The following is a 12,969-nucleotide window of genomic DNA, read 5'->3' as shown; positions in this document are numbered from 1 at the left end:
TTGGTATTTCACCTTCTTATTTTGCAGAATTATTATAGTTTTATAAGACTATAGTATAAGGGGTATCGTTTATTATTTAGTCAAAATTAACATTTCGGGTTAAACAAAAGTCTAAAAAGCAGTTAAAATTTCCCGTGATTATTTGTGTTTGCTTCATCTCCTGATCAATACACTGACTTCTTTTGAGGAGTTGGGTTGCTGTGATTATTAAACGTACATACACATTCTATTTTTAGTATCAGATTAATTCTTGATACATAGGCACTTTTTTGTTTCAGACAATGAAGTATTGGACACTTATTTTCTTAAATAAGTGAAAACTGAATATTGCTTCTGTTTAGAAGTATATCGCGAAGTAAGGTTATGGCTAAAAAACCAATTTATAAGTCGCTTTATTTTCAAGTGATCGTAGCCATTATTGCGGGTATCCTGGTCGGACATTTCTCGCCAAGTGGTACACAAATTATTAATGGCGCAGAACAATATGTTCCGGGTCTAGGTGAGCAACTGAAGCCACTTGGTGATGCATTTATCCGTTTAATTAAAATGATCATCGCCCCTGTGATTTTCTGTACCGTGGTCAGTGGTATTGCAGGCATGGAAAGCATGAAATCAGTGGGTAAAACTGGTGGGGTTGCTTTACTTTACTTCGAAATCGTATCCACGATTGCTTTGCTAATCGGTCTGCTGGTGATTAATATCGTCAAGCCAGGTGTAGGCATGAACGTTGATCCAGCCACTCTGGATACTGCGGGAATCTCTAAGTATGTGGCATCAGGCGAGTCACAGTCCACCATCGACTTCCTGATGAATATCATTCCAAATACGGTTGTGGGTGCATTTGCGGAAGGTGAAATCCTGCAGGTTCTGTTGTTCGCAATCATTTTTGGTTTCGCGCTGCATAAGCTGAGTGATCAAGGTAAGCCAGTCCTAAAACTCATCGACCAGATTTCACATGTCTTCTTCAATATTGTGAACATGATCATGAAACTTGCGCCAATCGGTGCATTTGGTGCCATGGCCTTTACCATTGGTAAATATGGTATTGGTTCTCTTGCCCAGTTGGCTCAACTGATCATTTGTTTCTATATCACCTGCTTGCTGTTTATTTTCATCGTATTAGGTTCCATTGCGCGTTTTGCGGGTTTCAGCATCATGAAGATGATCCGCCTGATTCGCGAAGAACTGCTGATTGTACTGGGTACTTCTTCTTCAGAATCAGTATTGCCACGTATGTTGAAAAAGCTGGAACTGGCTGGCGCTGAAAAATCAGTGGTAGGTCTGGTGATTCCAACCGGTTATTCATTTAACCTGGATGGTACGTCGATTTACTTGACTATGGCCGCGATCTTTATTGCACAAGCGACCAATACGCAACTGGATTTGTCTCATCAGATTACGCTGCTTCTGGTACTTCTGATTTCATCTAAAGGTGCGGCAGGCGTGACTGGTTCAGGCTTTATTGTTATGGCGGCAACCCTGGCTGCTGTGGGTAACATTCCTGTTGCAGGTCTGGCATTGATTCTTGGTATCGACCGCTTCATGTCTGAAGCGCGTGCCCTGACCAATCTGGTCGGTAACTCTTTGGCAACTTTAGTCGTTGCGAAATGGGTGGGTCAGTTAGATATGGACAAGCTGAACTATGCTTTAGCGAATCCTGCAGAAATTGATGAAAAAATGGCACAAGAAGGCAATAACGCTCACTAAGTTAGCGTCTGTCTTTACTGTCTAAAAGGGAAGTTTCGGCTTCCCTTTTTTATTGACTGTGAAGTTAGTAAAAAGATGAATGCCGGCACATGACAGGGAGGATGAAAGTCGATAGTCTGTGAAAAGGAAACTAAAATGATAAACAACAAGGACAATAGAATGCTTGCCTACGATGCCGATCTAGAATTATTCCGCGATAATTTTAAACGCTTTATGAATGAACATGTCGCGCCGTATTATGAACAGTGGGAACGTGAAGGCTTGATGCCGCGTTCAGTCTGGAATGCGCTCGGTGAAAATGGCTTCTTGTGCGTGGATGTACCAGAAGAATATGGCGGCTATGGCGTGCCGACCGATTATTCACTGATGCTGATCGAAGAATCTGCACGTGCCGGATACAGTGCCATTGCCACAGGTTTGTCTTGTCATTCGGATATTGCAGCTCCGTATATCCTGCACATCGGGACGGAAGAGCAGAAGAAATACTGGTTACCGAAAATGGTCACAGGTGAAGTGGTCGGTGCGATTGGCATGACCGAGCCGGGTGCCGGTTCAGATTTGCAGGCCATGCGTACCAGTGCCATCTTGCAGGATGAATATTATCTGTTGAATGGTTCAAAAACCTTTATTTCCAATGGTCAGCATGCCGACCTAGTGGTACTTGCAGTCAAAACTGATCCGCAAGCCCGTGCAAAAGGCGTTTCATTATTGCTGGTCGATACCCATCTGGAAGGCTTCAAAAAAGGAACCAATCTGGACAAAATTGGTCTGCATGCGCAGGATACTTCCGAGCTGTTCTTTGACAATGTTCAAGTGCCAAAGGACCAATTACTGGGACAGCCGGGACAGGGATTTGCTTACCTGATGCAGGAATTGCCGCGTGAGCGTACTGCTATTGCCGCAACAGCATTGGGCGCCATTCGTGGCTCTATTGATGTAACTACGCAATATGTGCAAGAGCGTCAGGCTTTTGGTCAGGCGATTGGTCAATTCCAGAATACCCGCTTTGTACTGGCGCAAGCGAAAATTGATGAACTGGCGACGGCAGCATTTTATAACCAGAATTTAGAACTTTATATGCAAGGTAAACTGGATGTTGAAACTGCAGCCGCTTTGAAAAGTTTTTCTACTGATATGCAGATGAAAATTGCCGATAACCTGCTGCAGTTATTTGGTGGCTATGGCTACATGACTGAATACCCCATTTCACGTTTCTTTATTGATGCGCGTATTCAGCGGATTTACGGCGGTACCAATGAAATCATGAAAGAGATCGTGGCGCGCAGTCTGTTGGGACGTTAATACGTTAAACAAAAAAAAGAGTCCCGAAGGACTCTTTTTTTTGGGGAGAGCTAGCCAAGATAGAGTTATTCTTCTTAAATTTTATGATTTCAAGACATTCAAACATTCATGAATGAAAATGGGTAAATCATTAGGCAGACGCGATGAAATCAGCTGATTATTGTCATTCACCAGCTCTACATCATAATAAGTTCCACCAGCATGCTGCACGCGACTCGCATGCGCACGAATACTGGTAATAATCCGATTTTTCAGTATATCTGCTTCACAGAGTAATAAAGATGCATCACATAAACTGAAGATGGTTTTCTTGGCCTGATTAAAAGCCTGAATAAACTGTAGCACCCGTATATCCCTAGACAAAGAAACTGCAGATTCACCACCAGGAATCAGTAAAGCATCAAAATCATCAATACTGATTTGTTCGATGCCCCGGTCAATCGTCACTGAGGAATAGCCATGCAGACCGTAGACCACTTTTCCTGCGTTGAGTTCAATATTGCAAATGCTATGCTGCGCTGCCCGCAAGGCTGCAACCGGCTCAAGATATTCCTGATCTTCAAAGTTATTGGTTACAAGTACAGCTATTCTTTTTGGCATGACGCACACCCCACCTCTTGTTTTAAATCAGACTAGCAGTAATGCTTTAAAAAGCGTCTCTGCTTTGTAAACAAGACGTGATTTTTTGTAAAAAACCAGCTAAATAAAGGAAAAATAACTATTTTTACCAAAATGTTGCATGCATTTTATTGTGAAATCTAACTGAGATTGAAAGGCTAACTAATCATCCTTAGGCTTAGTATTATTTTAATTTTCTTATGGTTAAAACCGCTATACAGATTAAGAAATAGTGATATTTCATCTTCATTAAAATCAGTTAAGATGGACGAGCAAGGTTTACAATTTGATAATGTAAATTAGGTGGAAAAGCTGAACTAAGTGTTACCAGATATGACTAAAAGCGATAAACGGTTAAAATCAACTGTATGTTTTTAAGACTTAATCTATCAATGACATATTGCGTAACATTTGAAAGCTCACTATTGTTATACTGAACAGATAAGGTTTATGAAGGGCGACATAACAATGATCAACGACGATCAAAACACCACGACTTCTCTTGATTTGGTAAAAATTCGTGAAGATATCGATTCTGTTGATCAGCAAATTCAGCAATTGATTAACCGTCGGGCACGTTTGGCTGAAGCTGTAGCAAAAGCAAAGTTTGCTTCAGAAGAGAATCCGCTGTTTTACCGTCCAGAACGTGAGGCTCAGGTTTTACGTAATGTCATGGAACGTAATGAAGGTCCATTGTCAGATACCACGATGGCGCGTCTGTTTCGTGAAATCATGTCGGCCTGTCTTGCGCTTGAAGCTCCGCAAAGCATTGCTTTTCTTGGGCCGATCGGAACCTACACCCATTCTGCGGTACTGAAGCACTTTGGTCATGATGCTGTGGTTCGCCCTTTACCGACTATTGATGAAGTTTTCCGTGAAGTGGAAGCGGGCAGTGCTCATTATGGCCTGGTACCGGTAGAAAACTCCTCTGAAGGCGTGGTCAACCATACGTTGGACTGTTTTAAAACGTCGAACTTGAACGTGGTTGGTGAAGTTGAATTGCCGATTCACCATCAGTTCCTGATTTCTGAAAATACCCGTAAAGACAGCATCAAACAGATTTATGCGCATCAGCAGACTTTGGCCCAATGCCGTAAGTGGCTAGATGCCCATTATCCAGGCGTAGAACGTGTAGCTTTGAGCTCCAATGCAGAAGCGGCTCGCCGTATCCGTAATGAATGGCATTCTGCCGCGATTGCCTCTGAAATTGCAGCGAGCATTTATGAGCTCGAAATCATGCATAGCAATATCGAGGACAATCCTGAAAATACTACACGCTTCCTGGTGATTGGTCGTGAAAAAGTGCCGCAAAGTGGCAATGACAAAACTTCATTATTAATCTCTGCCCATGACCGTGCCGGTGCATTGCTGGAAATTCTGGCGCCATTTGCCAAGCATAATATCAGTCTGACCAGTATTGAAACGCGTCCGGCACTTCCTGAAAAATGGGCTTATGTGTTCTTCATTGATCTGGAAGGCCATATTGAGCAGGAGCATGTCAAAGCCGCAATTGCAGAAATTAGTCCTTTGGTGAAAGAAGTCCGCGTGCTTGGTTCATATCCTGCAGCTGTGCTTTAAGTCAGCTATGTTGTGGTCAGGGCGAGGGTGCTGACCACTGTTTTATACGTAAAATTGGAAGTCTAAAATGTCGTTTGTTCCAGCCAATTCAGGCATCTCAAAATTAAAGCCATATCAACCAGGTAAGCCGATCAGTGAACTTGAGCGTGAGTTGGGTCTTACCGATATCGTAAAACTGGCTTCAAATGAAAATCCGTTAGGTTGTTCAGATAAAGTCAAAGAAGCGGTAGCTGCGGAAATTGCTGAAATTGGCCGTTATCCAGATGGTGGTGGTTATATCCTGAAAGATCAGATCAAAACCCAATTCGGTTTTGATCACAATCAGATTACCTTGGGAAATGGTTCAAACGACTTACTGGAAATGTTTGCCCGTGCATTCGTTTCTGAAAAGGATTCTGTGGTGTATAGCCAGCACGCGTTTGCTGTATATGCACTGGTCACTCAGGCAATTAATGCTGAAGCGATTGAAGTACCAGCAAAAGGCTTCTCGCATGACCTTGAAGCTATGTCAGCTGCGGTTAAAGACAACACCAAGCTGATCTTCATTGCCAATCCAAACAATCCGACAGGTACATGGTTCGAAGAAGCTGAATTTGAAAGCTTCATGCAGAAAGTGCCTGCAAATGTGATTGTTGTGCTGGACGAAGCATATGTGGAATATTTCCCGGAAAACTTCAATAGCTTGAAATTCCTGCAGCAATATCCAAATCTGATCGTTAGCCGTACTTTGTCGAAGTGCTATGGCTTGGCTGCACTGCGTGTCGGTTTTGCTCTGGCATCTGTCGAAGTGACGGATTACCTAAACCGTATCCGTCAGCCATTTAACGTCAACCATCTCGCTATGGTGGCTGCAGTGGCTGCCCTGAAAGATGAAGACTTTATCGCGCGTTCTCGTGAAGTAAATAAAGCCGGTATGTCACAACTCGAAGCAGGCTTTAAGGCTTTGGGTCTTAATTATGTGCCTTCTCGTGCTAACTTTATTCTGGTGGATGTACAGGCAGACCCAGCAGAAATCTTTAATGGTTTGCTGAAACAAGGGGTGATTGTGCGGCCGGTCGGTATTTCCAATCACATTCGTGTATCGATTGGTACTGAAGCAGAAAACGCGAAATTCTTGAGCGCGCTTGCTAAAGTATTGGGTTTAGAGGCAAAAGCTTAAACCATGTCGCAGCCACTGTTTGAGAAAGTTGCATTTATCGGGCTAGGACTGATTGGTTCAAGCTTGGCGCGTGTCATTCGAGCCGGGCATTTGGCCCATGACATTGTTGCATCGACACGTTCGCAAAAGACCTTGGAAGACGCCAAAGCTCTTGGTCTGATTTCCGAAGGTTATGCCGATCCTGTGGAAGCGGTGAAAGGTGCCGATCTGGTGGTGCTTGCATTGCCGGTACGTGCCACGCAAAAGGTGCTGGAAGCCATCAAGCCTTATTTATCTGCCGATACGATTATCACGGATGTCGGTAGTACCAAAGGCAATGTGGTCGAGGCGGCTAAAGCTGTCTTTGGTGATGCATTGCCTGAAGGTTTTGTACCGGGTCATCCGATTGCAGGTGCAGAGCACACCGGTGTACATGCAGGGAAAGTAGATCTTTTTGCCCATCACAAGGTAATTTTGACACCGCTACCAAGCAGTGCAGATTGGGCAGTGGATAAACTGACTCAACTGTGGCAAGCAGCAAAAGCGGAAGTCATTTGCATGGATGTGGACAAGCACGATGAAGTGTTGGCGCATACCAGTCATCTTCCGCATTTAATGGCGTTTAACCTGGTCGAACAGCTGGCCAAGCGTGAAGACAATCTAGATATATTTCGTTATGCAGCCGGTGGCTTCCGCGATTTTTCGCGAATAGCCGCCAGCGATCCACAAATGTGGCATGACATCTTTTTTGCCAACAAAAAAGCAGTTCTTAATGCTGTGAATGGCTTTGAACAACAGCTCGCGATTATCCGCAAATTGATTGAAGATGAAGATTCCCAAGCATTGATGGGCTTATTGGGTCATGCACAGGCAGCTCGCCAGCATTTCAACCATATGCTCGCCAAGAAACCTTTCATGGAGAAAAACAAAGTGACACAACAGTTTACTATTCAGCCGGGTACCAAATCTTTTCAGGGTAAATTTACCGTGCCAGGTGACAAATCTGTGTCACACCGTTCAATCATGTTTGGTGCCATTGCTGAAGGTACCACGCATGTGACGGGTTTCCTTGAAGGTGAAGATGCACTGGCAACTTTGCAGGCTTTTCGTGATATGGGTGTCAGCATAGAAGGTCCTAAAAATGGTGAAGTCACCATTCATGGTGTCGGTATGCATGGTCTTAAAGCACCACAGTCTGCCATTTATATGGGTAACTCAGGTACTTCAATGCGTTTGCTGTCCGGTATGCTGGCAGCGCAAAACTTTGATTCAGTGATGACAGGCGATGCCTCCCTATCTAAACGTCCAATGGAGCGTATTGCCAAGCCTTTACGTGAAATGGGTGCACAGATTCAGACCACGGGTGAGCGCGGTACACCACCTGTATCGATTACTGGAAATCAAAATTTAAAAGGTATTCAGTACGATTTGCCAATGGCCTCGGCTCAGGTGAAATCAGGTATTCTACTTGCAGGCCTATGGGCTGAAGGTGAAACTGCGGTGACCGAGCCTGAACCAACCCGCGATCATACTGAACGTATGTTGCGTGCATTTGGTTATGAGGTGAAAACTGAAGGTAACCGAATTTCACTGCAAGGTGGCGGTAAGCTGGTCGGAACCAATATTCAGGTACCATCTGATATTTCTTCTGCAGCCTTCTTTATGGTGGGTGCTGCCATTACTGAAAATTCGGATGTAACCCTTGAGGCGGTGGGCATTAACCCAACCCGTACGGGCGTGATTGAAATCCTGAAACAGATGGGTGCAGACATCAGTGTTGAAAACGAGCGCATTGCTGGCGGTGAGCCGATTGCTGACATTCATATTCGTGGTACACGTACCCTGAAAGGCATTCATATGCCTGAAGATCAGGTACCATTGGCGATTGATGAATTTCCAGCACTGTTTATAGCCGCTGCGTGTGCCGAAGGTCAGACGATTTTGACCGGTGCGGCCGAGCTTCGCGTGAAAGAATCAGATCGTATTCAAGTGATGGCCGACGGCCTGCAAACCCTGGGCATTGACTGTACCCCAACTGTAGACGGTATTATTATTGAAGGGAAAGGCAAATCAGGTGACTGGTCGCCAATCTTTACGGGTGGCGAAATCGAATCGCATCATGATCACCGTATTGCAATGAGTTTTTCGATTGCCGGTTTACGCAATTCGGAGCAGATCAAGATTGTCGGTACTGAAACGGTAGCCACCAGTTTCCCGACTTTCACAGAACTGACCTCAATTGCAGGATTACCTATTCAAGTTTCAGAATAATTTTTAAAATTATGTGAAACAGCCAAGCTTTTGCTTGGCTGTTTTGTTTATATTGCTTATGCTAAACCCATATAAGAAAAAAGCCATTTGGAAGTAGCGATGCGAAAATTAAAATTCATGGCCCATACCCAAAGTCAGCAACCACGGGATGGTCAAGAAACCCAGGAATATGTAGCACACTTACTTGCTGAGGAATTAGGCAAATACGGGTTTCAGACCTTAAACCAAAGTGGCGCTCAGGTCGCTGTTAGTGTGGATGAACATGCGCTGCCTTTATCTGTAAGTTGCGAAACCAGAGATGAAGAGGGCCATCTGATCTGTGAAATCGCATCATATCCTGAAGAAGAGCAGGACTGGCTGGATCGTATAACCGAAAGAAGTTTGCTTAATCAGCTTGCGCAGGCAGTAGAAGCTTCTCTAAAAGAGCAGGAAAGCTTTAGCGAGTTTGAGTGGAAAAATTAGGGACTGTTAATATTTCATCATAGCAATCAGATAAAGTGGAAGCAAAAGCAGAACTTGAAAATCCTGCTTTTGCTTGTCATAACATGTTGCAATACCTTAACGCTGTTCCACTCTTGCAAATATATTTTTAGCTAAATGACTGACTTTATATCAATACCAGTTCATAAGTATAGTGCTGGATTTTGAATTATATTTTTGGGAATATCCGCCTGAATTTGGTTTTCCTTTATTTTTCTCTGCATGATTCAAAATCCTGGCTTTTATCCCCATACAATATCTTTGTTCCAGTTAAGTTCTACTGATTAATCAAATCAGATACCACTTCACAGCCCGAATTTTACTCTCATCCATGATAAATCCAAGCTGTTTTCTATGCGACTGACTTGCTAAGTGTATTTAGAACTATTTCGACTTATACCTTGTGAAATCGATTGAACCTTAATTCCTATCGTATATTGATGTGCCTAGACATGGCTGGCATGAGTGTAGTTTCATTCAATAACAATTTAAATATATTTAATAACTTACTAACCTTAAATTTTCGATTAAATTTCTTGAACATAGAGTCTGATTTGCCGAATGTTTTGGGTAAACCCAGTCAAAGGGGATGGAGTCGAATTTAATAGAAAATAGCTCCAATAAAAATTCTTAAATTATGTTCGAGCTAAATATCAAAATTATAAAAAATAGTTTTTAGCTTTGAGTAAAGCTGATCCTTCAGTAGTAAGAGACAAAACTTTGCGAGCAAGGACTGAAGTTTGGAGATTAGATTCCACTTTATCTTTATTTTTTAAGCAGCAAATTTCACCATACTCTAATCAATTTATAAAACCATAATAAATATAATAATAGGCGTAAGTATGAACATCAAAACAGTTCCATCGGCTCTTGTACTCGCCGTCGTTAGCCTCATGCTAACTGGATGTGGTGGATCTAAATCTTTACCCATCGTAACTTCTCAGCCAATTGACAATGATCTAGATAATGGTAATGGTGCAACACCAACACCAACACCAACACCAACACCAACACCTTACACTTATGCTAAATCCAAGTTTGATGTTGTTGATACTGCGAAAGGTAGTAATAAGATAGCAATTGGTGTAGCGGATACAGGTGTTCAGAAAAATACTTACTTGCAGGATTCTGTAGAGAAAGTATTGAAATACATTAATGATTATCAGGCGGGTACTTTCACGGTTGAAGATTTAACGAATGCAGGCATCTCTGTACAAGACATAGGCCCTGGTTTGCATGGGACATTGGTTGCTCAAATCATAGCAGGCAAAATTCCTGCTCAACCTAATTTTATGGAAAAGGCCATGACAGAAGGATTGGCCAAAGATATTTCCCAAATATATGGCATTCAGTCTGCTGATCGTGAATTGGGATATGCAACAACTGCAGGCCATCTTCAGGCAATGAATGACCTGAATGAAAAATATGCTGTGAAGCTATTCAATGCTTCTTTTGCGACCATGTTTGCATCTGGTGATTATAAACAGCGTCTGGTTGATTATACTGCCGAACTGGCGAAGAGAGATGCTCTGGTGGTATTTGCTACAGGTAATGACGGGTTTGCCAATCCCTCTGTTGAATCACTGCTTCCAGTGGGCAATAAAGCTGTTGAAAAAGGCGTGATAAGTGTGACGGGTGTGGATGAAACAGGTCAAAAACTTTTCCGTAATGCCGATGGTAAAGGAGCGAATGCTTGTGGAGATTCTGCTCGCTGGTGCTTGGTTGCGGATTTCAGATTTGGCCTGCTTTATAGCAATAAAGTCCATGGTTTGGTCTATTTTTCAGGTACTTCGGCTGCTGCACCTCAAGTGACTACGACTGCTGCCTTGGTATGGTCTAAGTATCCCTGGTTGACAGCTGATCAAGTACGTCAAACCTTGCTGACTACTGCCCAGTATCTAGACGATGGTTCAGGCACAAACAAGCTGTATAATAGTACCTTTGGATGGGGGTATTTAGATCTTGAAGGCGCCCTGAAAGGTGTCAAATTATTCAGCAAAGAGTTTGGTGATGCTTTTGATGCCAATGTTATGGGTATGAGTGTTTTCTCGAATAATATTGGGGGTGATGCGGGGCTGATCAAAAATGGTAACGGTACTTTAGTTCTGTCAGGGAAAAATACCTACACAGGCTCCACCAGTGTGAATAAGGGCAAACTGCGTATCACTGGCTCAATTACAAGTCCTGTAGCGGTGATTAAGAGTGGTGTGCTTTCAGGTAATGGCTCTGTGGGTGCTGTGACCAATAGTGGTCGTGTTTCTACTGCTGATGGTCGTCTGACCGTAAACGGTAATTATACCCAAGATGAATCAGGTACATTGCACTACGATTTGCATCATTACCTGACCATTAAAGGCAATGCTGCACTTGCAGGTTCGCTTGAAGTGTCTGCTGCAAACCGTGAAATCCTGACCAAAGGCGAGCATACGGTTTTGACCGCCAATAAGGTGACAGGGGAGTTTACTCAGTACAAGTCAATTTCTCCATTCTTGACGGTAAAAGGCTTGGAGCATCAATCCAACAAGGTCACTGTCAATGTGGATTATGCGAATACTGTAGCTGCGGGTACGGTATCAAGCGGTATCTCTGAGGTTTCCGGTGAGCTTCTGAACGAATTGATGAATAAGGCGAATACCCAAGCCTTAAATGGTGAGGTAACTGATCTGACCAAGTATGTCGGCACAATCCAGTCTGTTGCGACCAGAGAAGCAGCGCAAGCCATTCTGAACTCTAATTCAGGGGCGATTTTTGTTGAAACTCCATCGGTGTTGCTGCGTAATGATTCTCTGGTGAATGCTCAAATTGCACAGCGTTCTTACCAGTTGTTGTCTAATAGTCAGGGTGGGCTTTGGTTGAATGGTTCTTACCTGAGCAATAAAAATTCTGCGAGTGGATGGGATGATGTTGAATCTAAGGTTAGCACTGTTTCTGTGGGTGCTGATGCAATGGTTTCAGATCGCTTGGCGATGGGGGCTTATGTTAGTCAGTATCAGGATAAATCAGACTTTGATAATACCAATGCGACTGCTGAAACTGATGTGACCAACTTGGGTGCTTACCTGAAATGGCAAGCAACTGACAGTATATATCTGGCGGGAAATATGCAGTTTGGCATGGGTGATGTAGAGTTTAAACGCTTCATTACCGATGGTGAAATCACTGAGGAATCACGTTCAAAAGCAGATTTAACCAAATACGGTGTATATGGTGAGATCGGTTATGATTACCTTGCTGATAAGCTGAATGTTAGCCCTTACCTTGCGCTTAGTTACAACACTGTTGACCTCGATGGGGTAACAGAAGCAAATGCAATGGGTGTATCAGTCAGTGATGTTGCTGTAGCTGAAACCAAAGCTCATGTAGGGGTTCGCTTGGATTACAAGTTAACGCCAAGTGTGGTTTTAACTGGCTATGGTGAATATGCAAATGCTTTCAACCGTGATTATGACAAAGTGGCGCTTTTAATGAATGTGGATCGTGCGACCAGTGTTGATTTTACACCTCCAAGTTTTGAAAAAAATTACTTCCTGTACGGTGTGGGCTTTAACTATCAAGGTGGTCAAAACTGGAATATCTTTGGTGATGCCAATGGTAATGCGCTTGATTCAGGTGACTACCAGTTACAACTTGGCTTGAAGTACAGCTTTTAAATCATATGGATAAAAAAGATCCTATTCAGGAATCTTTGATTCCTTAAGGATTAATAACGATAAAGGTTTTATTATTATGCAGCTTCTGCTAAGGCGGATTTTAAACACTTTTGTGAATCGTTTTCTATGTAGCGTTGATACGATCAATCAGTTCATTCCTATTCATAACTCCCCTAAAAATCGCCCTCAACTCAAAAGTGAACGTCTTATACTAAGCTGTTTTCA

The 12,969-nt window shown here is 43.1% G+C and carries 8 protein-coding genes; 7 read left to right on the top strand and 1 reads right to left on the bottom strand.

Annotated elements, in window-relative coordinates; genetic code table 11:
* Positions 1-363: 363 nt before the first annotated feature.
* A complete protein-coding gene (locus tag KUG37_RS12305; RefSeq protein ID WP_216937047.1) occupies positions 364-1,707 on the top strand; it encodes a dicarboxylate/amino acid:cation symporter in 1,344 nt (447 codons plus the stop codon).
* A gap of 159 nt (positions 1,708-1,866) precedes the next feature.
* A complete protein-coding gene (locus tag KUG37_RS12300; protein WP_216937046.1) occupies positions 1,867-3,009 on the top strand; it encodes an acyl-CoA dehydrogenase family protein in 1,143 nt (380 codons plus the stop codon).
* 81 nt (positions 3,010-3,090) lie between these two features.
* Here KUG37_RS12300 and KUG37_RS12295 read toward each other — a convergent pair whose 3' ends face one another.
* Positions 3,091-3,609: a DJ-1/PfpI family protein gene (locus KUG37_RS12295; RefSeq protein WP_216937045.1), complete on the bottom strand. Its 519-nt coding sequence runs from the start codon at positions 3,607-3,609 to the stop codon at positions 3,091-3,093.
* A gap of 486 nt (positions 3,610-4,095) precedes the next feature.
* Between KUG37_RS12295 and pheA the strand changes: the two genes are divergently transcribed.
* The 5 genes from pheA to KUG37_RS12270 all read left to right on the top strand — a co-directional run bounded on the left by pheA (position 4,096) and on the right by KUG37_RS12270 (position 12,744).
* Complete coding sequence (pheA, locus tag KUG37_RS12290) at positions 4,096-5,205, top strand: prephenate dehydratase (protein WP_216940490.1); 1,110 nt, start codon at positions 4,096-4,098, stop codon at positions 5,203-5,205.
* A 67-nt stretch (positions 5,206-5,272) separates the two neighbouring features.
* Positions 5,273-6,364 (top strand): histidinol-phosphate transaminase, encoded by a 1,092-nt coding sequence (gene hisC, locus KUG37_RS12285; RefSeq protein WP_216937043.1) that lies wholly within the window; start codon positions 5,273-5,275, stop codon positions 6,362-6,364.
* 3 nt (positions 6,365-6,367) lie between these two features.
* Positions 6,368-8,614: a bifunctional prephenate dehydrogenase/3-phosphoshikimate 1-carboxyvinyltransferase gene (locus KUG37_RS12280; protein WP_216940488.1), complete on the top strand. Its 2,247-nt coding sequence runs from the start codon at positions 6,368-6,370 to the stop codon at positions 8,612-8,614.
* A 99-nt stretch (positions 8,615-8,713) separates the two neighbouring features.
* A complete protein-coding gene (locus tag KUG37_RS12275) occupies positions 8,714-9,076 on the top strand; it encodes a hypothetical protein (RefSeq protein WP_216940485.1) in 363 nt (120 codons plus the stop codon).
* Positions 9,077-9,936: 860 nt separating this feature from the next.
* On the top strand, positions 9,937-12,744 hold the full coding sequence (locus KUG37_RS12270) for an autotransporter domain-containing protein (RefSeq protein WP_216940483.1): 2,808 nt from the start codon (positions 9,937-9,939) through the stop codon (positions 12,742-12,744).
* Positions 12,745-12,969: the final 225 nt, after the last annotated feature.

This window comes from Acinetobacter sp. BY419 (assembly GCF_019038395.1).
Classification (GTDB): domain Bacteria; phylum Pseudomonadota; class Gammaproteobacteria; order Pseudomonadales; family Moraxellaceae; genus Acinetobacter.
This window is presented reverse-complemented; position numbering and strand designations above follow the sequence as displayed.